This window comes from Roseibium sp. SCP14, assembly GCF_040329475.1.
Lineage (GTDB): Bacteria > Pseudomonadota > Alphaproteobacteria > Rhizobiales > Stappiaceae > Roseibium.
Genome location: NZ_JBDZYH010000001.1, coordinates 831,005 through 854,022, shown reverse-complemented (window position 1 = coordinate 854,022; position 23,018 = coordinate 831,005). Strand labels below are relative to the sequence as shown.

The window sequence follows — 23,018 nt, the reverse complement described above, 5'->3', positions numbered from 1 at the left end:
CTCTCTCTGTTCGATCAAGCGTCCTGAAGGGACGCGGCAAGATATTCGGCAAGGGCTGCTTCGCCGACCGGTTTGGAGAGCATCGCGAACCGATTGCGATAGGCGTGCGACACCGGCGCCCTTTCCGGCAGGTGCCCGGAGACGACAACCAGTTTGCAATCGCCGTGCCTGTCCAGAACCTGCGGAACCAGGTCCCATCCGGAATGGCCATTGTCGAGTTGCAGGTCCGTTACGACGGCTGCAAGCGGTTCGCCCTGCCTAATGATGGATTGAGCTTCGTCGAACGTGTGGACTGCCGTGACCGAATAGCCAAGCTTTCTTAGTTGACCGGAAATGACATTTGCGGATTTCCGGTCGTCGTCGACAACCATAGCCTGCCCCCGGAGACAGGGCGCAGGGGAAAAAACGGACGAGGTTTGCTGCTGCGGAAAGAGCAAGGTCACGCAGGTACCCTGATCGGGCTGGGAGACGATCTGGATGGATCCTCCCGACTGGTGTGCAAATCCGTGAACCATGGACAGACCGAGCCCCGTGCCTTCACCGTCGGGACGAGCACTGAAGAAAGGTTCGGCGGCCTGGCGGAGCGTGTCTGCGTCCATGCCGCAACCGTTGTCCTTGACCGAAAGCGCAATTTTTCCGTCCGGTTGCCGTGCCACGCCGATCTCTATTTGCCCGTCATCCGCAATCGCCTGACCGGCATTGACGCACAGATTGAGGATTGCACTCTCCAGCTGACCCGGATCGATCCTGGCCATCAACGGTCCGTCCTCGCAATTGATGACGAGGTTCACGGTCTCCGGCAACGCCATGGAAAGAAGGTCTTCCATCCCTTCGGCGATGGCCGCAATGTCCGTCTCCTGAGGGGCCAGATGCTGTTTGCGGGCAAAGGCCAGCAGTCTTTCAATCAGCGAGACGCCGAGTTCGACCGCATCATTGATCCTGGCACGGAGCATGGATGCTTTGGGCGACAATTCGCCCTCCAACATGTGCAGGTTGCCGGAAATCGTCGAAAGGATGTTGCCGAAGTCATGAGCGACTTCGCCGGTGACCTTGCCAAGACTTTCGACACGCCGGATTTCCTCCAGACGTTCATCTATGCGTTTGCGCTCGGTGGTTTCCGAGAAAAGCCAGACTGATCCATCATCGGGCAGGGCGGACTGGCGTACCTCCAGAACATTCCCAGCCGGGCTTGCGTATTCGCCGAACCCGGCCCGGTCGTTTTCATTGGCTCTGCGTTCAAATGAGGAACGTTCGATAAGTTCGGCAAGCGTTAGCCGATTGTCACCGCTAACCGGATCCAAGCGCAGGAGTTCGCGGACACGTCCGTTCTCGGCGATGATCTGACCGGTCGGAGACAGGACCGCAACACCGTCGCTGATGTTCTGAAACACCGTGATGAAAAGCTCGTTCCGCCGCCAGACTTCCCGGGTCTTGCGCTCCAGTCTCAAGGCATTGGAACGGAACTTCCGGAAGGCTTCCGACAGCTGGCCGATTTCGTCGGAAGCGCTTGTCTTCTTGGGAAGCCGGGCCTTCAGGTCACCGGCTGCGAGGCGCTTCATGACGTCCGTGATCTGGTGCAGGTTGCCAACCACGTAGCGCGAAACGAAAAGCGCTGCGCCCGCGGCCACGATCATGCTGATGGCGGTCAGGACGAGAATAACCGCCTTTGCAAACGTAATGCTTGTTGTCGTCTGATCTCTGGAAACCTGCAATCTGGCTCTGGCGTCAGCAACCTTCTGCAAGGCATAGGCGTTCACCTGGGCGACTTCCGTACGGATCCGGAAAAGAGCATTTTCCGCATCAAGCCTGGCGGCAAGGTCCGAGAAGCGGAGCGAAAACAGATCGCCTCTCTTGCGAACGACTTCTTCAACTTCAGTCAGAGCCGCAAGAACGTGAATGGGCTGGTTGACACCGATGTCCTGCCTGATGCGGCGATAGGTGCGCTGATGGTCGCCGATCTTGATCAGTTCCTGGCTCCGCAGTGCGCCCATGGCGGTCATGACCAGCTGTTGCAGCGAGGACCAGCTCTGTTTGTTCTGCGGTGGTTGCTCGGGGGCCTGTGCGAGCCTGCGGAACCGTCTCAGAAGCCGTTCCAGGTCCTGATCAATCAGTGTCAGCGTGGAAGCGGTCTTGCCCCGTGGATCCATCACTGTGACAAGGTCGAGGATTGCCGCTCTGATGCGGGCGAGGGGACGTGCGAGATCCGGATCGTTTCCGCCGAGTTCCTCGATCCGTTCGAGCATTGCGAGAATTTCCATTGCCTCGCTCTCCAACTGAAAACTAGGTCCAAGCGTCATCAGAAACGGTGCGGACGTTGCCAGCTGGGATGCGCTGCCGGATAGTTCCAGAGCGTTGGATACTTCGGTCAGAGTTTGGTCATGAAACGTTCCAAGTTGCTCTTCCGCATTGTTGAGCGTGATGAGGGAGATTGTTCCAACGACCAAGATACCGACCAGCAGCAGGCCGATCGCCGAAAGCAGCAAAGACCGGATACTGGGCTGCCGGAGACGGGCGGTGCTCATGGCCTGTCCGCCTGAAGAACGAAAATATAGCCTTGCGCCCGGCGTGTCTGCAGATGGACCGGCTTGGACGGAACGTCTTCGATCTTGCGGCGCAGTCTCAAGATCAGGACATCGATTGTTCTGTCCACATATCGCTGCATGTCGCTGCCGATTTCACGCATCAGGTCCGTCCGGGGAATGATGCGATCGGGATTCTTCACGAAATACTCCAGCAAGACGTATTCCGCGTTGGTCAGTGGTATCTCGTCACCGTTGGGGTCCAGCAACTCCCGTCGTTTCAGGTTGACCCGCTTGTCGCCAAAGGTGATTTCATGGTCTTTGCCGGCCTTGGCCGAAGCCGAGACACCATGACCGTACCGCCGCAGCACCGCACGGATGCGAGCGACCAGTTCTCGTGGATTGAACGGTTTCATCAGATAGTCATCGGCACCCGTTTCCAATCCGATGATCTTGTCGATTTCATCGCCGACGCCAGTCAGCATGACGATGGGAAGCTCGCTGGATTCACGAATATGAATTGCCAGCGTGAGACCGGATTCACCTTTGAGCCGCAGGTCGATCAGCGCCAGATCGTAGTCCTGCAGGCTGCCTGAAGACTTGAAACTGTCACTGTCGTGAAACGCGACGGGAGCGAAGCCGCTTGCTTCCATGAGAGCGGAAAGCGTTTCGCGCACATCCGGATCATCATCGATGATGGCGATTACCGGATTTTGTGCGTTCGCTTCCATGATGCAGCTCTTTTGCAGGTTTATTGAGCTGTCTAACATGAAGAACCGGCCGGAAGACCAGAATTTAATTACAATTGTTTCAGTACACGCGTGAGCGTTGTAACACTGTTAACGAAAAAGCCCTGAGCGGGCTGTTCTGTTAACACTTCCCTGCTCGTTTTCCCGCGCCGACTACCGCTAGGCTTGCCTCGGTCCTTCAAGGAGCCTTCGCAACTCATTGCGAGGCCAGAACGATCCATTTGGGAGGAAATTATGAAGAACTTGCTGGCCCGGCTCGGTTCCGCGGCTTTCGTAACCGGTTTCGCCGTTTCGTCTGCATATGCCGCGGACTGTGCGAACCAGGGTGCGCTGGACACTATCTATTGTGACGCCAATGGCGACCTCGTTGCCGATGCGCCGACCGATCCGGCCAAACTCACCAATCCCGACACACTGGTTTTTGCCTATACTCCTGTCGAGGATCCTGCGGTCTATGCCGACATCTGGGCACCGTTCATCGATCATCTGGAAAACGTGACCGGCAAGGACGTTCAGTTCTTCGCGGTTCAGTCAAACTCGGCCGAAGTGGAAGCCATGCGTTCCGGCCGTCTGCACATTGCAGGCTTTTCGACCGGACCGACGCCATTTGCAGTGAACCTCGCCGGTGCGGTGCCGTTTGCGATCATGGGCAGCGAAGACGGCCAGTTCGGTTACCGCCTGCAGGTGTTTACGCAGGCTGACTCCGATATTCAGAAGCCGGCGGATCTTGCCGGTAAACGCGTTGCCCACACGTCTCCGACTTCAAACTCCGGAAACCAGGCCCCGCGCGCTCTCTTCCCTGCGCTCGGCGTCGTGCCGGATCAGGATTATGAAGTCATCTATTCCGGATCACACGACCAGTCCATGCTGGGCGTGGTTGCAGGTGACTACGACGCTGCACCGGTTGCCTCCGAGGTTGTGGAACGCATGGCGGATCGCGGGCTTTACGACCCGGCAGAGGTTCGCCTTGTCTGGGAGAGTGACCCGTTCCCGACCACGTCCTTCAACTATGCTCACGACCTGGACCCGGCACTGGTTGAAAAGATCAAGGAAGCGTTCTTCAGCTTCGACTTCAAGGGCAACAAGCTCGGTGAGGAATTCGAAGGCGTAAGCAAGTTCGTTCCCATCACCTACAAGGACCAGTGGGCCGTAATCCGGCAGATCCAGGCCAGCAACGGCGTCGAGTACACGCCGCAAGGTCTTGCCAAATAAGAAACTGGCCAGTCGGCCCGCCGCACTCTGTCTTCCGGCGGGCCGCTCCAAACGGGGTAAATCATGCTTACAATATCAAGCCTTGTAAAAAGTTATGGGGCTGGAGATCCTGTGTTGAAGGGTCTGAACCTTGAAGTCGCTGGCGAGCAGGTGGTCTCGGTAATCGGCTCGTCCGGCGCAGGCAAGAGCACGCTGCTGCGCTGCATCAACCGTTTGGTTGAGCCCACCTCCGGAACGATCACCCTGAACGGCACCGAATTTACCGCACTGGGCAAGCGTGACCTGCGCGTTGCGCGCCGGCGGATCGGAATGGTTTTTCAAAGTTTCAATCTGGTCGACCGCCTGACGGTGATGGAAAACGTTCAAAGCGGACGACTGGGGTACATTTCCACATGGGCTGCGCTCAGCCGCCGTTACCCGAAGGAAGACATTCAGCGTGCATTCGAGCTGATGGAACGGGTTGGTATCGCGCACTATGCGGACAAACGCGCCGACGAGCTCTCCGGCGGCGAGCGCCAGCGCGTCGGCGTTATCAGGGCGCTGATGCAACAACCGGAAATTCTGCTCGCGGACGAGCCGACCGCCTCGCTTGACCCGAAAACGTCCGAGCAGATCATGACCCTTCTGCGGGATCTGGCGAGCGAATTGAAGCTGCCGGTCATCATCAACATCCACAACGTCAACGAAGCAAAACAGTTCAGCGACAGGATCGTCGGCATGCGCTACGGCCGCATTATTTTTGACGATCTGCCGGCCGCGCTTACCGATGAAGCGATGCACGAGATCTATTCCGGCATTCCACATGCCGACCGTCAGGTTGAAGGTGCGGCGGCATGAGCGCGGCACGGGATCACTGGCGCAAACAGCCCTTCATAACCAACCCGGTTCTGCGATACGGTCTCTATGCGGCAATCGCATTCTATGTCGTTCTCACGCTCGCGACCCTGCCTATCGACTGGGATCGTGTCGCACAGGGCCTGGCACGTGCCGGCAGGATCTTTGGCGGCGCATTTCCTCCAAGCTTTCAGCGTAGCGAACTGCTGATCAACGGTTTTCTTGAAAGCCTGAAGATTGCCATTCTTGCGACGGTTGGCGGGATCTTCCTGTCGATACCGATTGCATTCATGGCGGCCCGGAACATCGCGCCGCTGCCCATCTACTATCTCGGGCGGGCCATCGTCATTGTCGCGCGCAGTTTTCACCCGGTGATCGTGGCGATCGTCTTCGTGAAGGCGGTCGGGTTTGGGCCTTTTGCAGGCATTCTGACACTGATTGTCTATTCCATCGGGTTTGTCGCAAAGCTTCTGGCCGAGCGTATCGAGGAAATCGACCCGGGCCCCGTGGAAGCAATGAAAGCCGCAGGTGCTCCGTTTCTGTCCACTCTGGTCTACGCCGTCGTTCCTCAAATCATGCAGCGCCAGATCGGTCTCGGCATCTATCAGCTCGACAGCAACCTCAGGGCATCCGCCGTGGTCGGCATCGTTGGCGCCGGCGGAATCGGGGCCACTCTGGCAAATGCCTTCGGCCGTTATGACTATGACTTTGCCCTGGCCATCACGATGGTCATCGTTGGGGTCATCCTGATTTCCGAAGCCGTCAGCGGTGCAATCAGAAAGCGGATCGCATAATGGAACAGGTTCATCTTCAAGAGTGGGCGAGATTTACGCCACAGCAGCGCTTTCAACGCTATGCGATATTTGCATTGACCGCTCTCATCGTGGCTTGGGCCCTGAGCAGCGTGAACATCATCTGGGAATGGGTCTGGGACGCTCCGACCCAGATGGGTGACCTCTTCAGCCGTATGGTGCCGCCCGATCCAACCAACCTCCAGCAGATCCTGGAGGCCTTGTGGGAAACGGTGAACCTGGCGACCATTGCGACGGCGCTTGCCGTGGTTCTGGCACTGCCCGTTGCCTATATCGCAGCTCAGAACACCACACCCAATGCAGTGACACTCTGGATCGGCCGGTTCATTCTGGTCTCGTCCCGCTCGGTCAACACCATTATCTGGGCACTGTTGTTCGTCGCCATTTTCGGGCCGGGGGTGGTGGCGGGGATCGTCGCAATCATGTTCCGCTCGATCGGTTTCCTGGGCAAACTGCTCGGTGAGGCGATCGAGGAGATCGATCCGAAACCCGTCGAGGCTCTGCAGGCATGTGGCGCATCCCACTTCAAGGTCGTGCTCTACGCGATCGTGCCTCAGGTCCTGCCGACTTTCTTTGCCGTCAGCATTCTGCGCTGGGACATCAACCTCAGGGAGTCGACTGTTCTGGGGCTGGTTGGAGCAGGGGGGATCGGCGTCATCCTCCAGGGTGCCATCGACACGTTCAACTGGCAGGAAGTGTCCACGGTTCTTCTTGCCATTATTGCGCTCGTCGTGGCCGGGGAAGTCGTTTCCTCCTATCTGCGGCGCAAGATACTTTGAAGCCGCGAATGAAATCTGCGCACAGGAGTTTCATTCGCCGAAGCCAATAGATGCAGTCTTTGATCTAAGGCACTGTCATAACGGCAAAAAGGCAGCGGGAGCCAACCGGTTTCCGCTGCCTATTTATTGTTGCGGGCAAGCGACAAGACACAGGAAATCGCCACAAACCACCTGTGCGACCTTGCACTTTTTCATTATTCGGAGATGATCCGAAAGAACTTCTGCTTCTGCCGATGATTGACTGCAAGGATCCGGAGCAACGGCTCTGCGGCCGTATCGCCTCCAGGAATTTAACGCCTGCGCCGTGTCAGTGCTGCCGGCGACTACCACAAAATACCAAAGGCCGTGCCTATGACTGAAACGTTCAAGGGATTTGTCGCTGCGCTTCTTGCGTTTGCATTCTTTTCCACCCACGACGCCGTCATCAAGTCGCTGGGTGGCACGTATCCCGTGTTTCAGATCATCTTTTTTTCCATGCTTTTTGCCTTTGTGCCGGTTTCCATGATCATTCTTGCCGACAAGGCCATAGACAATTTCCAGCCCCACCATCCCTGGCTGGTTCTCCTCCGCTCGGTCCTGGCCATCGTGTCCATGTCTTGCGCATTTTATGCCTTTACGGTCCTGCCGCTTGCAGAGGTCTATGCGCTTTTGTTCGCAATGCCGCTGATCGTCACTGTCCTGTCCGTTCCACTTCTGGGAGAAACGGTGAGGGCACAGCGGTGGGCTGCTGTCGTCATCGGCTTGATCGGGGTTCTGATCGTGTTGCGTCCGGGAATGACGGAGCTGTCGTTCGGTCACATCAGCGGATTGACGGCAGCCTGTTCCAGTGCCCTGTCCTCAATCCTGACCAGGAAACTCGGGGGAGAGGAGCGCTCGGCGGTGCTCATTCTCTATCCGATGATCCTGTCGATGCTTGCGATGTCGACGACGCTGCCGTTCGTTTACAAACCCGTGGCCCTTGAAGATCTCGGGTTGATGGCGACCATCGGATTTCTGTCCGTGATTGCCCAGCTGTTCATCATCGGTGCCTACCGCGCGGCGCCTGCGGCATTCGTTGCGCCTTTGCAATACAGCCAGATCCTGTGGGCGACCTTTTTCGGAGCGCTTTTCTTTTCCGAAACACCGGACTTTTACGTTGCGCTCGGTTCCTTTGTGATTATCTCGTCCGGCCTGTTTGTTGTCTGGCGTGAAAGCCGGGAAAACGTCTCCAAACGCACACCCGTTCTGAAGACTGCTAATCCGCGCTTCGACACGGGGCCGCAACCGAAGTGATGCTCTTGGGCTTCGGGGAACAGGGGCTGGCAAGTTCGCCTAGTCCAGCTTCTTTTTGAATCTCAGGGCTGCGACGAACATCCCGAGCACAAAGAAACCGCACATCCAGAGCACATCGCGATGCAGGTCCAGGATCGTCGCATCCCGCAGCACGAAGCCGCGGATCATGCGCATGAAGTGGGTCGCGGGAAAGATTTCGGCGATGTACTGGGCAATCAGCGGCATGCCTTCATAGGGAAACATGAAGCCGGATAGCAGGATCGACGGCAGCAACACGAACACCGTCATCTGGGTCGCCTGCAGTTGACTTTTGGCAATGGTCGACATGACCAGTCCAAGGGACAGGCTTGCACCGATGAAAAGAAGGGTTCCGATGAAAAGGTCGAGCGTTCTGTCACCGAAGGGCACATTGAACAGAAGATGTCCCAGTCCGAGAATGATGACCGTTTGCAGGAGGCCGATGAAAATATAGGGGATGATCTTGCCGATCATCAGCTCCATCGGCCGGACAGGCGTGTTGATCAGCATTTCCATGTTGCCGCGTTCGCGTTCTCTCACGATCGCAGCGGACGTGAACATGATCATGGTCATGGTGAGGATGATCCCCACCAGACCGGGCACGATATTGATGGCCGTGCGTTGTTCCGGGTTGAAGAATAGCGCCACTTCAAACGTGGCGGTGGACCTGTTTGGCGGCTGCCGGTTAAGTTCGGAGAGCGGCATGCTGCGCAGAGATTTGATGGCCCCTGCAATCATCGTGTCAGATCCGTCGACAATCCATTGTGCGACCGGCCGGCTGGTTTCCTGATCTGTCGATGGTGGTGTTTCGAGCCCTACCGAAGGCGAGCGGACAATGCGTTGAGACAGATCATCCGGCAGGATGAAGGCGGCGCGTACGCGCGCCGACCGGATGGCCTCTTCGGCTTCCTGAACGGATGTCAGGCGTTCGGTGACCTTGACTACCGTCGTCGCTTCCACGATCTGGATGAGAATCCGGCTGAGGGCAGTCTGGCTCTGGTCGACCACTGCGACTGGGATGTCGCGGACATTGGTGTTGATGGCGTAGCCGAACAAGATCAACTGGATCAGCGGGATCATGATCACCATCCCGAAGGTCATTCGGTCCCGGCGCAGCTGGGCAAGTTCCTTAAAGAAGACTGCTGAAATGCGAGTAAGGGATCTCATCATTGGCGACCTTCCCCAGTCGCGGTTACGAACACGTCTTCCAGGTTCGGCCTGACCTTCTCGATGAGGGTGGCGCCGTCTGTTTCCGGTTTCGCCTTAAGGAAACCTTCCGGGTCGGGAACCTCGTCTTTCACCAGAACCCGCAGCCGGGCACCCAGCTGGGCGGCTGCCATGATGCCGTCCGTGCCCAGCAGATGCCGACGAATATCGCGCAGGTTCGGCCCCTCGATTTCGACCACGTTGGCTCCCATGGCCGCCATCAGGTCTTTCGGCGCACCGTCGGCCCGTTTCTGACCGGCCTCCATGATCGCAATCTTGTGACAGCGTTCAGCTTCGTCCATGAAGTGCGTGGTAACGACAATGGACGTGCCACCTTCGACAAGATCGAAAAGTTGCTCCCAGAAGTGACGGCGGGATTCCGGATCGACGGCAGATGTCGGCTCGTCCAGAAACAGGAGTTGAGGTTCGTGCAGCACTGCGGTTGCAAGTGCTAGACGCTGCCGCTGACCTCCACTCATCTTGCCGGCAAAGCGGTTCTTGAGATCCGTCAGGGAGTAACGCTCCATGACTTCGCCGATACGCTTTTTTCGCTGTTTGGCGGGCATGCCATAGATGGTCGCCATGAAATCAAGGTTTTCCAGGACCGTGAGATCGCCATAAAGCGAGAACGCCTGGGTCATGTAGCCGATCTTGTATTTGAGGGTTTCCGCATCCTTTGGGACTGAAAGACCAAGAACCTCAACAGTGCCTTCTGTCGGCGTCAGCAGTCCGGTGAGCATGCGCATTGCTGTTGTCTTGCCACAGCCGTTCGGGCCCAGAAATCCGTAGATCATGCCGCGCTCGATCGTCAGGTCCAATCCGTCAACCGCCCGGAAGTCCTTGAATTTCTTGACCAGCCCTTGGGCGCGGACCACGATGTCGGCAGCGTCCCCGCTCACGGCAGCATCACCTGGGCCGGAACTCCGTTCGGCAGGTTGGAGGCGCTGTTGGGCAGCTGCACTTCAGCCACATACATGAGGCGGGCGCGTTCCGATTGGTTGAGCGCGTAATAGGGCGTGAAGGAAGGTTCGGAACTGATCCAGCGCACGGATCCTTCAATTGGATCGTCCAGGCCATCGACCCTGACCTGAAGCTTGTCGCCTTCGTTGATCTTGACCCTGTGCGGCTCGGGAACATAGACCCGGGCATAAGGAGCATCCCCGGCAAGCAGCACTGCGACCGGGCTGCCAACGGTGACCCTTTCGCCAAGGTTCCAGGGCAAGCTGTCCAGCACGCCATCGCGTGATGCAGTAATCGTCAGGTCGGACAGGATCTTTTCCTGGGTGGCAAGGCTCGCTTCGGCCGCAGCCAGTTCGGCGCGGGCAATATCAAGATCTTCCGGGCGCGTCCCGGTGACCAGCTCCTTCAGCTGTTCCTCGGCGCTCTTCAGGCTGGCCACGGCTGCGTCACGCGAGGCGCGCGCGCTGTCGAGTTGAGCCTGGCTCGTTGTGCCGCGACCGGTAAGATCCTTGTAGCGTTGAAACGTTGCTTCCGCGTCGACCAGCTCGGCCTTGGAGCCGGCGACACTTGCTTCCGCCTTGGCGATGTCTTCCTCCCGGGCGCCGTTTTCCAGCTTCAGCAGATTGGCCTTGGATTGCTCAACTTCGGCGCGGGACTGGTTGACGATGGCCTGCTGTTCATCCGGGTTCAGCTGTGCCAGCACGGTTCCTGCGGAAACGAACGTTCCCTGCGGAACCGGGAGGGCGACAAGAATTTCATTTGCAGTTGCCGTAAGCGCAACCCTGTCTCGTTCCAGCGTGCCGAGTGCGACATTGCCATCTTCGCCGTAACAAGCCGCCAACAGCAGGCAAATGGTAGCAACCCGGGTTGAACGAAAGAGCGTCGCAAGCATGAATTCCTCCAGAGGATCAGCAACATGGCGCAGATGAGGCGCTGGATGTCCGCTACCTTAGCGCGCTTGTCTGCCCGGCACCATCTCTGCAAATGAAAAAGCCGGGCAGGGCCCGGCTTCCAGAATTTCCTGAGATCGACTGCTTCAGCTTGCGCGCTTGAAGATGTTGTACCAGCGCTTTTTCGGCACCTTGATTGCGCGCTCCAGAACTTCAGCGGCATAAAGGGAAGCGTTCTCCTTGGCCTTGATCAGGCCGGACACCTGGGACTTTTCCAGATCCGCCAGACCCCCGCCGAATTCGAACAAGTCCCGGAAGGCAGCACGTTCGACGATGGGCGTCATCAACACGTCGATATTCTGGGCGGAAAGGAAGTCCTGCACGGCCTTCATTGCACGGGTGGTCACAGCCGCATTCGTGCGGGTCAGCACCACGCAGTGCTTGATGTCGTGACGGACGATCTTTTCAAGCTTCTTGATCAGTGTCAGGATCTTGGCACCGCCCCGGGCATCCATGGAAGACCCCTGGATCGGCACAACCACCAGATCCGAAACGGAAAGCGCGTTGGCGACGATAAGGTTTTCCGTTCCCTCCAGATCAACGATCACATAATCCGAGTGTTCGGCAGCAAATGTAATCTGCTCGGTGATGGACGCCGGTGAAATCTCGCTGATGACCGAAATTCCCGGGCACTTTTGCGGCAGCTCGTACCATTTCGAAATCCACTTCTGCGGATCTGCATCGAAGATGGTGACACTTTTTCCCCGTGCGGCGACTTCTGTCGCCAGCAACAAAGCAGCAGTGGTTTTACCGGCACCGCCCTTTGCATTTGCGAAGGAAATGACTGGCATGTGGGCTCTCCTGACCTTGCCGTGCATCGTCTTTTGAAAAGTCTCTTCCGGACTTCTCTGTTTGGCAGTCTGGAAATTTTATGGTTACCAATTCCTTAAATTCGCAAATTGGAAGGAAGTTATTCAGAAGTCATAAAGTTTTGTGGATAAGGCGCGTCGAAGTCTTGGTACAAATCGCGAGAGTGCTGGTTCGGTGAAGGTTTTGTTTACTTTCTCTCCGGTCAAAACCTCCCGAAAACTTGGTCTTCAATCCGGATATCCAACAAGGGAGCGGATGTAATTCCTCTCTCGTTTTGCTTCGCATGCCGATTGCGTGGGCGGCGGGGTCTGCGTAGGGTGTGGACTGGTTTTGAACAAGTGATTTGCCCGAATGAAGGACGCCTGATGCTGTACCGGTTTCTGACAGCCCGACCGGCCCGTGTTGCACAAGGAATATTGTTGTCTGCCGCTGTGACACTGGCGTCAGCCGGAACAGGTCATGCCGAAGCGCTTAAACCCTACAAGGACCGATTGTTCCGCTACAAGAAGGTCACCGAAACGCTTTACAATGGCGATTTCATCGTCGTCGAATATTCAAAGCAACGGGACTTGCGAGACCGGGACGAAGTCGACGAGCGCCGGGTCTACGGCAACTACGTTTCCTACAAGCCCAAACGCGGGCGTGGCAGTGCCGAGCTGAATGCCAATGGCCGCACCATCAGCTATATGGGAACGGGCAAGTGGAAGGGTGGCGCCAAGGCGATCGTCATCTACATCCACGGTCAGGGTGGCAACCGCTTTCAAGGCATGAACGACGTTTCCTTCGGCGGAAATTTCAACAGGGTGCAAAACCTGATGGTTCGCAACGGCGGTGCCTATCTGACTGTCGATATCAAGGATTTTGGCAAACGCGGTACGGCCGATGTTGCGGCTCTGATCCAATATCAGAAACAGCTGTCGCCGGGAGCGAAGGTTGTCGTCGCCTGCGGATCCATGGGCGGCATCATATGCTGGAACCTGGTAAAAAGCGCCCAATACTCCCGTTTGCTCAACGGTATCTTGCTGCTCGGTTCTCCCAAGGACCCCAATTTCCTGTCCTCCGGTGCACTGTCGCGCAACGTGCCGATCTATATGGGGCAGGGAACCCTGGACAGGGTCTACAACTGGGAGACCCAGGCCAACTTCTACAAGCAGATCAAATCGCGTGCACCGAACTACCCGATCAAGTTCACCCTGTTCGACACCGGTACGCACGGGACACCTATCCGCATGACCGACTGGCGACTGGTGCTGAACTGGATGCTTGGTTGACCTCGCACCAGAAAGCTGACGACCCAGGCTCTTCAGCAGCGCTGGCCTAAGCTCGACTTTAGGTTGTTATGAAAGCCTCGAAACAAAGGGCGTGGCTTGTCGCGTCAAAGTCGTAGATTTTAGGCAAACGATTAAGTGATCCAGTCATTTCTCGAAGTGGTTTAAAGACCGCGTTCGATGGTCCGGAGCACGCGGAAGCGTGTCTTTCCGGTACTGCCTCCCAGAGAGATCACGAAGGGCACCAACCCGTGCTTGGAAGTGTTGGCATATCCGGCCAGCGTGCGCACACCGGGGATCGTGCCTGTCTTGTACCGGGAACCGGCCCGGGTCTTGGGGAGGAGCTCGGCATGCGGAGCAAACTGTTGCAGCACTTTGGCCAGGCCATATGTCGAAAAACGGTTTTCGGGGCTGATGCCCGAACCTTCCTTGAGTTCGATGGCCTCGACAATGTCGTGTTCGGCGAAGACCTTCTCAGCGATTTGCAGCGACTTCTCAAGGCTGACCGGCCCACCGAGACGATATGCGCCAATTTCCAGAAAGATCTGGTTGGCGATGTAATTGTTCGACCCAAGCATCAGCTGAGTCAGGATCTCCGAAAGGGGGCGTGACTGGTGGTGCACATGAACAGGTGCCAGGTTCTCTGGTACGGATCCGATTGATATTTCGCCTTCAACGCTTCCGCCGGCTTGCTCGACAAAGGCGACGAGAAGCTCGCCGGCGTACCGCACGCCCACAGAAGGATCTTCTTGGGCAAGGCTAATACGGCCGCGTCCTTTGGGGCCTCGCTCGCGGAACTGACTCACCGCCAAAGGAGTTATCGGAGTTTGTTTCTCTGCGGAGCGGACGGAGTTTCCGCGGCGCACCGCATGGATCGTGTTGAAGTTTACTGCGAGTGCCGAGTTTAGGGCGTCATACGCCTCGTCGGTGTCTTCGATACCAGGGATGCGAAGATCTGCAGGGTAATAGCTTGTGTCTAGAACAAGACTTGTAAACGGCTCCTTGCCGGTCACGGCGACAAGTTCGGGTGCGAGCAGCGCGAGCTCTTCGGAGACAAGGAAAGGGTCGCCGCCGCCGCGAACATACAATACCCTGTCGCTGTCCAGGTAAAAGTGGGTTTTGAACCGGTAGTCGGCGCCCAGGACCTCCAGGGCCAACCATGCTGTGACGACCTTCGCGACAGAGGCCGGAACGAAGTCCTGGTCAGCGTTTTGTGCCACCAAATCGTCGCCCTCTTTATCCAACACGAGCACGACACCCGAAGGCGCAACGGCCGCGACCTTGTCTTGGATACCAGCCAGGGCCGGTTTGGAAAAAACAAAGAGAGCAAGAGTGAGAGCAAGCAAGCGCATAGAGGCTCCAGTCAGCCACTGTTCATGCGGCTGGTGAATTAGACGAATACCGAGCGAGCATCATCCAACACATCGCCGATTTACGCCACGGAAATTGTGAGGTCCGGTCCAACTTCACAAGTCACTTGGAAATTCGATTGATTGCGAATGTTCCTTGTCAAAAGCGAACCTTCCTCACTTTGCGACATTCTGCATTGCGGCTCTGCAACAGAGTACGTCCTGTAAATGTGCCCATCACTCAAGAATGTTCGGCAATTTTTTTTGGGGGGGCGGGAGCAGACGGACGACTTGGCCATTGTTTGGTCCAGTCCATTGCTTACTCCAAAGTTCTATCTCTTTTTAAGATAGGTAATAATTAAACATATCGCAGTCCTGCTTGTAGAAGCGTTGCTGAAACAGGAGATTGCACCATGACCAGGAAGATCACCATCATCGGCGCCACAGGCCATCTAGGGCATCGGGTAACTGCCAAACTTGTCGAAAAAGGCACTGAAGTAACCGCCATTGTACGAGACCCGGTGGCCGCAGAATCCAAGCTGCCTTCCGAGATGCGTCTTGTTCAGGGTGACGTGTCGGATCCGTCCAGTCTGACGGCAGCGCTGCGGGGAACTGAAACGCTCTATATTACGCTGAACACGGAGTCGCTGGACACGTCACAGCCCTTCCACACGGAACGCGAGGGCGTGATCAATGTTGTCGCTGCAGCACAAGAGGCGGGTGTTCAGCACATCATGCAAATCGCAGGCGTCGACTACATGCATCCCGAATTCTCGACTGATGGCATGGCCTACGGTACGAATGCTATCCGAAAGGGTGGGATCGATGCCATTAAGGCGTCTGGCATCCCTTTTACATTCTTCTATTGCTCGTTCTTTCTCGATTCCCTGACCAAACTACTGATGGACAACCAACTGGCCGTTATCGGAAACCACGTTCATCCGATCTGGTTCACCAACTCGAGCGATCTGGCGGATCTGGTCTTTAATGCCATTGGCAACGAAGCGGCCAAAAACAAAGAGTTTGCCGTGCAAGGCCGGCAAGCCATGACCTATTCAGAGGCGGCGAAGGAGTTCCTGGGAACATTCGCCCCCGAGGCAGAAGTCATTCAATTGCCGATGGAGGCGACCGGCGAGATGGGGTTGCCTGAGGAACAGGCAATTTTTATCGAACATGTGCTGACATTCGTGCAGCAATTGCGGGAAGAGCAGGTGAGCGGCGAAACCTGGAAAATACTCGGGACGCCAAAACACACGATTTCGTCCTTTGCCGAAGAGCTTCGCAGCGATACCTAGGCATTGGCGGAATTTTTAATGATGGCGTTTTCCGCCAGGCTTTCCAGGAGCTTGGCGGTCGCCTGACCCATTGGCCTTTGGAACGACCAGATTAAATCAACGGCGCGCTCGGCATAGGGTTTGGTTTCAAATTGCAGCGGAAGTATTTTCAGCGCACCGGTTTGAACAAAGACATCCACCGCATGTAGTGGCAGCGCCGACCACCCCAAGTCGGCCTGTACAAGATCGACCGCCTCCGCCGCGGTGCTAACCTGCCAGATAGATGACGATGCCTTGAGGATCGCACTATTGGGATTGTCGGCTTCTATCAACAAAATCTGACGATGCAGGCGCAACTCTTCCCAAGAGACTGAAGGTCTTTGCGCCAGCGGGCTTTCCGGATGGCCGACGCAGACCAGTTTGAGTGTACCCAATGAGCGAAAATCCAGCGCCTTGGGGATACCTTCCGGCTCCAGAATGATACCGAGATCCACCACCCCTTGACCGATCAAGCGCTGGATTTCTTCAGCGGCAAAAGATTGGATTTCAACATCAACGGATGGGAATTCAGCACTCAAGTCGCGAATGATCTCACCCAGGTTTGCCAGCTTGATATGCGGTGCCATGGCAAGCGTGATGCGGCTCTCAAGGGGTGCGGACAGCGCATCGGCGATGGCCAGAAATCGGCTGTGCCGTTCCAGCAGAATTTCGGCCTGAGAGATCAGCGCATCCCCCGCGGGGGTCAACGTCGGATACCGCCGGCTGCGGTCAAAGAGTTCAACGTCCAAATCGATCTCAAGATTTGCGACCAGAGTGCTGATCACTGATTGTGCCTTGTTGCATTTTCGGGCCGCTGCCGAAAATGACCCTTCCGTGTGAGTGGTGACAAATGCCTCCAATTGCTCGAATGACGCGCGCATTTCGATCCTGATCTATCAATCATTCTATCTATCAAGGCTATGGTATATGCCTTTATTAATCGCTTCAACCGGGTGAAACGTCAGCTCAGAGTGGGATGAAGGAAATCAATCATGAAATTTGCCGGCCGAATGATTCATGCGGTGTTGTATGAGATCTTTGCACTGCTGAGCATCGCCTTGCTGCTGCCGATAATCTCGGAGGTCGACGTGCAGAAATCGCTGATCCTGGGGGTGTTTTTTTCGATGGCGGCGATGCTGTGGAATGTGGTTTTCAATTTGACGTTTGATTGGTGCTTGGCAAACATCAGAAAAGACACGTACAAATCCGCTGCGGTGCGGGTGGTTCATGCATTGCTGTTTGAAGGCACCTTTGTCGCCATCACCTTGCCAGTTCTCGCCTGGGCCATGGGCCTGACATTGTGGGACGCGTTGCGGCTGGAAGCGGTGCTGATTGTGTTTATTGTCTTCTATACCTTCTTCTTCAATATCGTGTTCGATTGGTCTCACGAGAAGCTTTCCAGTCAGACGAGACCGTGATCTGGATATTGCGAAATGCCAACTGTTGGCGGAGGTCGCAGCGCGAACGACCGCTTCGTCCACGCAGCAAAACGCGGTGAATGACAGTTTCAATCCCGGAGCTACGGATGCTGGGGGGAGCATGAAAGGCTGCGTCGACGAATTCCTTCATATTCACTTGAGCTTGCGCGTAATCCTGGCGATGCACAACTGAGGCCGTTCAGAACCCACTATGTTGCAGTTCGTCGCTTCGAAGGAGCGAACCCCTGCTGATCACGAGTTCACAGCATTCAGTGCAATTCTGTTTCCTTCGCTGTCCTCGATCTCTGCGACAAAGCCGGCCGTTCCAATATCTTTCTTAGGGTAAAGCACTGTGCCGCCCTCGGCTTGAGACAGTCGCAGCACCTCGTCGATGTCGTCCACATCGAAGTAGAGAATGCAGCCAGCGAGCGAGGGTTTGTAAACATCGCCTTTCACCAGGGCACCACTTGCCCCTGGACGATCATCGGCACGGGGAAAGAAAGCCATCTCGTATCCATCGACAACCCGGCGATCGAATTCGAAGCTGAAGACACGCTGATAGAACGCGACGGCACGATCCATATTTGTGACCGGTATCTCGAAATAGTGTACTGGGTTTGTCATGCATCGTTCTCATTAGAAAAGCAGATCCAGGGTATCTTCCTTGCACAAAGACGTCTCATACCGCTGCCGCATGAATTGACGGGCATGGTTGTTTGAAGCAATCCAGCAATCCAATGATCGCGAGAATTGCTCTTTGGCGTTTCGTAATGACCTTGAGACAAGGAGCATCACCTATCGCGTTGAAATTCTTGATTTCAGGCAGCGATAGGTGATGCTTTCTTTTCACGAAATGCTTCAGGCCACGGCCGCGGGATCCAGGAAACCACCGGATTGTCTGTTCCAGAGCTGGGCATAAACCCCGCCCTTTTTCAGCAACGTCTGGTGAGAACCCTCTTCTATGATCCGCCCCTGATCCATAATGATGAGCCGGTCCATTGCGGCGATGGTTGACAGGCGATGGGCAATTGCGATCACCGTTTTGCCCTTCATCAGATCAAACAGGCTCTCCTGAATAGCGGCCTCGACCTCGGAGTCGAGCGCGGATGTCGCCTCGTCCAGAACCAGAATCGGCGCGTCTTTCAGAAGAACACGGGCAATGGCAATCCGCTGACGCTGGCCCCCTGACAGTTTGACACCACGCTCGCCGACATGCGCGTCAAGTCCGCGCCGCCCCCTGAGATCCTGAAGTTCGGGAATGAAGGACATTGCGTGGGCCTTTTCCGCTGCCAGCAAGGCGTCTTCCCGGCTTGCGCCGGACCGGCCATAAACGATGTTTTCAAACACCGAACGATGCAGCAGCGAGGTGTCCTGGGTCACCATGCCGATTTGCGCCCGCAGGCTGTCCTGAGTGACAGCGCCGATGTCCTGGCCGTCAATGAGAATTCGCCCGCCCTCAAGGTCGTAGAAGCGCAACAGCAAATTGACCAGGGTCGACTTGCCGGCACCGGACCGCCCGACCAGACCGACTTTCTCACCGGGTTCGATCCTCAGGGACAGATCGTCAATGACACCCTTGTCCTTTCCGTAATGGAACCGAATACCGTCAAAGACAATCTCCCCTTTGGGGACTGCCAACGGCTTGGCACCTGCGCGATCCACCAGCGCGTGAGGTTGAGAGATCGTGTCCATGCCTTCCTGAACCGTTCCGACATTTTCGAAGATGTCGGTTGTGATCCACATGATCCAGGCGGACATGTTGACGATGCGCACTGACAGCGTGATGGCCAGCGTCAGCGAACCAACCGTCACGAGACCGCTCTGCCACAGACTGATCCCGAGCGCACTCAGGGACGCAATAAAGACGCCGTTGACGATCCAGAGCAGAATGACCATTTGCGACAGCGGCCGAAGTATGTCGTAAAACTTCCTTGTATGATCCTCCAACGACTCGCGGGAATAGGCTTCCTCTTTTCGACCCGCTGCGAACAGTTTGACGGTCAGGATGTTGGTGTAGCTGTCAACGATCCGTCCGGTCAGGCTCGAGCGCGCTTCGGACATGATGGCCGAGCGCTCCTTGATCTGCGGAACAAAGTAGCTGAGCAGCGCCACATAAATAATTAGCCAGCCAGCAAGCGGCGCGATCAGCCAGGCGTCGACACCCGCAAAGAGATAGATGGCCGACGCGACGTAAATCAGAACGAACCAGATGGCGTCGATCAGTGACACAACGGAACCGCGCAAGGACGGACCCGTCTGAATGATCTTGTTTGCTATCCGCCCGGCAAAGTCGTTGTTGAAGTAGGATAACGACTGTCCCAGAACGTGTTTGTGCGTCTGCCAGCGAATGAGGTTGGTCATGGCAGGCTCAATGATCTGGAACTTGATCATCGTGTGACCCGCGCCGAACAGGGGGCGCAGCAGCACAACCACCACCAGCATCCAGATCAGTTCGTCGCCGTGATCCGTCAGCAGTTGATCGGGGCTGGTCGTGTTCAGATAGTCAATGATCCGCCCCAGGTAATCGAATATGGCAACCTCGATAATAGAAACGACGAAACCAAACGCCATGAGCCATGCCAACGGCTTCCAGATTTGGCGAACGAAATGCCAATAAAAAGCACTCAGATCGGAAGGCGGTGGCGTTCCGTCATGGTGCTTGAAGGGAGAGACGATATTTTCAAGATAAGAGAAGACCGCATTCATCGGTCCGGTGCTCCGTTAAAGGTTCGAGATTTGCGAAAAAGTCGTACCGGCACGGAGTTTCTCATTTGAGATTCGGGTCGCGGGCGGTACGGATGAAAGACTGATACCGACACGGGAACCGAACTTGGTCTGCGTGTCGGTCTATTTGAGACCGAAACTCTGCACAGTGACCTCTTGCGTTTAGATAACTATTGATAACGAATGTGGCCGGACACGCCTAATGCAAGCGCGCTCAGACACCGTTACATTATCGGATGTTTTCGACAGATCAAGCTGAGAGTGCCAAGGGGCGGGCTCGTCCGACGTGCACGTGTTAATTGTGTCACACTTGCGAGGCAACATTAAAATGTATCACTTTCAAACACTCCGGATTTTGCTTTTTACGAGCCTGTAACTGCCGCAAACTGACCGGGCTTCAGATCTACAATCTGAATATGCAATTCAGGTGCAATCTGTTCCAGCTTCTGAATAGCGGTTTGACAACGCACGATTGTTGTTTCAGGGGCCGTGATGCTAGGATAGCCCGGAATTTTCGCATCGGTGCGGTCTGAGGTTCATGTTGATCTGATCTTAGGGAAGTAGGTAACGCGCGTGTGTTGTGCCCTCATTGAGGGCTTGCCATTTTTTTGAACGAAGTGGGGTGTGAGACTGTCTGGCAGACAAGCCAGCGGCAAGATAGCGCTAGCAAAAATTGATAAGGGAAGAGGTGAACATGTCGGATCAAAACGAGATTGAACAGGCCGATGAAGGCTTTTTCGAAGCATTGAACGAGATGTTCGCAGGCAACGTCAAACGGATGGAAGACCTTTGGTCACACGCTGATGACGTGATCTACATGGGGCCGGTGCCGGAGCTCTTTCATGTTGGCTGGAAAGCGATAGATTTGGACTGGATCGTGCAATCAAAGACCCATTTGTCCGGATCCATTAAAGTGATCAACCGGCACGTGACGGTTGGAGACGGCCTGGCCGTTGTCCACCATATCGCTGAAGTTTCCGGGCAGGGACCGGATCACGGGACGTTTCGGATGCGTGGAACAAATGTCTTTCGCAAGGAAGAAGGCCACTGGAAGCTGATCGCCCATCACTCGGATCCGCTGCCGTATCTCAAAGTTTGATCCTGCCGCGTGCGGTTGAATTCTTCTAACCTTTTCGCGTCGGAGCTGCCTGCGCCGGATGGGTTTCGTTTGTGATTGCGCGCATCACCTAATCGTCTCGCCGCGAAGAATGAACTCCACCAATGCCTCGCGCGTTTCAGGCTCTTCAATACCCGGATAAGACATCCACATGCCTGGAAACATGCCTTCCGGATCGGCCAGAAACCGATCCAGCAAATCTTCGGTCCAGACATCGCCGCCCTCAAAGGCTTCCTTGAGGACAGGCGAGTAGCCGAAATCGAGGTCCCCGCCAAGCCGCCGTCCCTTGAGGTCCGCCAGGTTCGGGCCGGGTAGACCGGTCTTGTTCGCGTCAAGAGAATGACACGCGAGGCAGGGGCCGATTTCGGTTTCGATGCTGTTCCCGTCAGCCTGCGCATTGGCAAGCATGAATGGCAGCACCAGCATACCTGCCAGTATGCGGCAGGACACCGTCATGTAATGACCGGGAAGCGAATGCGAACAAGGCGGTCGGTTCCCGATTCCCCGCCCCAGGCTTCACCCGGGCGCCCGGCCATCTGCCGCACATTGGCGTTCGGCATCGTGCTCGGGAAGGATGTGAATTGCTCGCTTTCCGGATCAAACATCACAATGGCATTTGCGCCGAAGTCGGTGGTCCAGACCTTGTTCCGTTCATCGACATAGACGGAATAACAGCGTGGTGCTTCTCCTGGGAGCTTCCAGTTCTTCCATTCAGCGGTTGCAGGGTTGAACCGGCTCACATCACCACTGTTCCATTCACTGATCCACAAAATGCCATTGCTGTCCGACCACACGCGGCGCGGACCGGCATTTGCCGTTGGTGGGTCGAACCGGGTGACCTCAAAGGTTTCCCTGTCTATGACACCAAGATGATTGCCGGCCAGCGAGACATACCAGACATTGTTGTCGGGTGTGACCGTGATCCCGTATGGCCCGCGTCCACCGGGTGCAGCCCAGGCATCCAGTTTTTCAGTCTTCGGGTCAACACGGCCAAGAACGCCGTTCTGTCCGGTGAACCAATAGATGCCGTTTCGGTCAAAGACACCGGTGTTCAGGTTTGCCCGGGCAAACTCGCCGGGGAGAGGAAGACGTGAAATGCTCTTGTCCGCCGGGTCCAGTCGGACGATGGCGTTTTGGCCACCATCGGTGATCCAGAAAGCGTTGTCGGGGCCCAGGACCACGCCATGCGGCGCGGAACCCTCGCCAAGCGGGACAGGGTCGAGACCTCCGCTTTCCGGGTCGAGCCGCGTCAGCGTCCCATCCCGCTGCCCGCAATACCAGACAGAAACGTCCGTGTTGAAAGCGATATCGCGCGATCGCGAACCGGGAACGGCGTCGAAATAGGTAACGTCATATTCTGCGGCCTTTGGGGAAAGCTGCGCTGTGCTTTCCGCACGCGCGCTGCTGCTGCGTCCACCAAGGCTCATTGTTCCGGCGATTGTTGCGACGGCTGCGGCCGACAGCATGAATTCTCTGCGGTTCATGTCCATTCCTCCGGCTTGGCTGATTTTCAGCTTTTATCTGGCACCAATGATGGGGCGGACTGTGGCGAGATTTTGCGCATTACCAATTATTAATGTGTTGAGATTTAACGCCTTTTTTGTCTGCGAGATGAAGCAGAGACCGAGAAGGATTGCCTTTCGGCGGTTCTGATTGACGTCAGATCTTCGAAATGGCCGTTTTCTGGTCATTTTCTCCTGCATTTCTG

Annotated in this window: 21 protein-coding genes; 9 read left to right on the top strand and 12 right to left on the bottom strand. The window is 56.1% G+C overall.

The genetic code is table 11. The annotated features are described in order from the left end of the window. Positions 1-14: 14 nt before the first annotated feature. Entirely contained in the window at positions 15-2,522 is a 2,508-nt protein-coding gene (locus ABLQ08_RS03940) for an ATP-binding protein (protein WP_352939795.1), read from the bottom strand. Beyond that, positions 2,519-3,250: a response regulator transcription factor gene (locus ABLQ08_RS03935; protein WP_352939793.1), complete on the bottom strand. Its 732-nt coding sequence runs from the start codon at positions 3,248-3,250 to the stop codon at positions 2,519-2,521. The genes ABLQ08_RS03940 and ABLQ08_RS03935 overlap by 4 nt, the downstream gene beginning before the upstream one ends. A gap of 252 nt (positions 3,251-3,502) precedes the next feature. Between ABLQ08_RS03935 and phnD the strand changes: the two genes are divergently transcribed. From phnD to ABLQ08_RS03910, 5 genes are all read left to right on the top strand, one after another. Continuing rightward, positions 3,503-4,480, top strand: a complete 978-nt coding sequence (gene phnD / locus ABLQ08_RS03930) for a phosphate/phosphite/phosphonate ABC transporter substrate-binding protein (protein WP_352939791.1) — start codon at positions 3,503-3,505, stop codon at positions 4,478-4,480. 63 nt (positions 4,481-4,543) lie between these two features. Next, a complete protein-coding gene (gene phnC, locus ABLQ08_RS03925) occupies positions 4,544-5,317 on the top strand; it encodes a phosphonate ABC transporter ATP-binding protein (RefSeq protein WP_352939789.1) in 774 nt (257 codons plus the stop codon). Continuing rightward, complete coding sequence (gene phnE, locus ABLQ08_RS03920; RefSeq protein ID WP_352939787.1) at positions 5,314-6,108, top strand: phosphonate ABC transporter, permease protein PhnE; 795 nt, start codon at positions 5,314-5,316, stop codon at positions 6,106-6,108. Before phnC ends, phnE (ABLQ08_RS03920) begins: the two co-directional genes overlap by 4 nt. Further along, complete coding sequence (gene phnE / locus ABLQ08_RS03915; protein ID WP_352939785.1) at positions 6,108-6,905, top strand: phosphonate ABC transporter, permease protein PhnE; 798 nt, start codon at positions 6,108-6,110, stop codon at positions 6,903-6,905. The genes phnE (ABLQ08_RS03920) and phnE (ABLQ08_RS03915) overlap by 1 nt, the downstream gene beginning before the upstream one ends. Positions 6,906-7,256: 351 nt before the next feature. Next, positions 7,257-8,177 carry a DMT family transporter gene (locus ABLQ08_RS03910; protein ID WP_352939783.1) on the top strand — a complete coding sequence of 307 codons (921 nt, stop codon included), beginning with the start codon at positions 7,257-7,259 and terminating at the stop codon, positions 8,175-8,177. 39 nt (positions 8,178-8,216) lie between these two features. Here ABLQ08_RS03910 and ABLQ08_RS03905 read toward each other — a convergent pair whose 3' ends face one another. The 4 genes from ABLQ08_RS03905 to ABLQ08_RS03890 all read right to left on the bottom strand — a co-directional run bounded on the left by ABLQ08_RS03905 (position 8,217) and on the right by ABLQ08_RS03890 (position 12,102). Continuing rightward, positions 8,217-9,365: an ABC transporter permease gene (locus ABLQ08_RS03905; protein ID WP_352939781.1), complete on the bottom strand. Its 1,149-nt coding sequence runs from the start codon at positions 9,363-9,365 to the stop codon at positions 8,217-8,219. Beyond that, positions 9,362-10,300, bottom strand: coding sequence for an ABC transporter ATP-binding protein (locus ABLQ08_RS03900; protein WP_352939779.1), 939 nt, complete (start codon positions 10,298-10,300; stop codon positions 9,362-9,364). The genes ABLQ08_RS03905 and ABLQ08_RS03900 overlap by 4 nt, the downstream gene beginning before the upstream one ends. Continuing rightward, positions 10,297-11,253, bottom strand: a complete 957-nt coding sequence (locus ABLQ08_RS03895; protein WP_352939777.1) for an HlyD family secretion protein — start codon at positions 11,251-11,253, stop codon at positions 10,297-10,299. The genes ABLQ08_RS03900 and ABLQ08_RS03895 overlap by 4 nt, the downstream gene beginning before the upstream one ends. 144 nt (positions 11,254-11,397) lie before the next feature. Beyond that, positions 11,398-12,102, bottom strand: coding sequence for a ParA family protein (locus tag ABLQ08_RS03890; RefSeq protein ID WP_352939775.1), 705 nt, complete (start codon positions 12,100-12,102; stop codon positions 11,398-11,400). A gap of 384 nt (positions 12,103-12,486) precedes the next feature. Between ABLQ08_RS03890 and ABLQ08_RS03885 the strand changes: the two genes are divergently transcribed. After that, positions 12,487-13,392, top strand: a complete 906-nt coding sequence (locus ABLQ08_RS03885; protein ID WP_352939773.1) for an alpha/beta hydrolase — start codon at positions 12,487-12,489, stop codon at positions 13,390-13,392. A 161-nt stretch (positions 13,393-13,553) separates the two neighbouring features. Here ABLQ08_RS03885 and ABLQ08_RS03880 read toward each other — a convergent pair whose 3' ends face one another. Next, positions 13,554-14,741 carry a D-alanyl-D-alanine carboxypeptidase/D-alanyl-D-alanine-endopeptidase gene (locus ABLQ08_RS03880; RefSeq protein WP_352939771.1) on the bottom strand — a complete coding sequence of 396 codons (1,188 nt, stop codon included), beginning with the start codon at positions 14,739-14,741 and terminating at the stop codon, positions 13,554-13,556. Positions 14,742-15,151: 410 nt separating this feature from the next. Here ABLQ08_RS03880 and ABLQ08_RS03875 point away from each other — a divergent pair, with 410 nt between their 5' ends. Then, positions 15,152-16,033 carry an SDR family oxidoreductase gene (locus ABLQ08_RS03875; protein WP_352939769.1) on the top strand — a complete coding sequence of 294 codons (882 nt, stop codon included), beginning with the start codon at positions 15,152-15,154 and terminating at the stop codon, positions 16,031-16,033. Here ABLQ08_RS03875 and ABLQ08_RS03870 read toward each other — a convergent pair. Beyond that, positions 16,030-16,932, bottom strand: a complete 903-nt coding sequence (locus tag ABLQ08_RS03870; protein ID WP_352939767.1) for a LysR family transcriptional regulator — start codon at positions 16,930-16,932, stop codon at positions 16,030-16,032. The genes ABLQ08_RS03875 and ABLQ08_RS03870 overlap by 4 nt on opposite strands. A 111-nt stretch (positions 16,933-17,043) precedes the next feature. Here ABLQ08_RS03870 and ABLQ08_RS03865 point away from each other — a divergent pair, with 111 nt between their 5' ends. Further along, entirely contained in the window at positions 17,044-17,469 is a 426-nt protein-coding gene (locus ABLQ08_RS03865; protein WP_352939765.1) for a PACE efflux transporter, read from the top strand. A gap of 252 nt (positions 17,470-17,721) precedes the next feature. Here the strand turns inward: ABLQ08_RS03865 and ABLQ08_RS03860 are convergent, their stop codons facing one another. Together ABLQ08_RS03860 and ABLQ08_RS03855 are read right to left on the bottom strand one after the other, a co-directional pair. Next, positions 17,722-18,093, bottom strand: coding sequence for a VOC family protein (locus tag ABLQ08_RS03860; RefSeq protein ID WP_352939763.1), 372 nt, complete (start codon positions 18,091-18,093; stop codon positions 17,722-17,724). Positions 18,094-18,327: 234 nt separating this feature from the next. Further along, complete coding sequence (locus ABLQ08_RS03855) at positions 18,328-20,175, bottom strand: ABC transporter ATP-binding protein (protein ID WP_352939761.1); 1,848 nt, start codon at positions 20,173-20,175, stop codon at positions 18,328-18,330. Positions 20,176-20,887: 712 nt separating this feature from the next. Here ABLQ08_RS03855 and ABLQ08_RS03850 point away from each other — a divergent pair. Continuing rightward, on the top strand, positions 20,888-21,292 hold the full coding sequence (locus ABLQ08_RS03850) for a YybH family protein (protein WP_352939759.1): 405 nt from the start codon (positions 20,888-20,890) through the stop codon (positions 21,290-21,292). 84 nt (positions 21,293-21,376) lie between these two features. On the opposite strand, the gene ABLQ08_RS03845 is transcribed toward ABLQ08_RS03850, so the two are convergent. Continuing rightward, positions 21,377-21,766 (bottom strand): c-type cytochrome, encoded by a 390-nt coding sequence (locus tag ABLQ08_RS03845; protein ID WP_352939757.1) that lies wholly within the window; start codon positions 21,764-21,766, stop codon positions 21,377-21,379. Next, positions 21,763-22,794, bottom strand: coding sequence for a virginiamycin B lyase family protein (locus tag ABLQ08_RS03840; protein WP_352939755.1), 1,032 nt, complete (start codon positions 22,792-22,794; stop codon positions 21,763-21,765). Before ABLQ08_RS03840 ends, ABLQ08_RS03845 begins: the two co-directional genes overlap by 4 nt. Between the last annotated feature and the right edge of the window lie 224 nt (positions 22,795-23,018).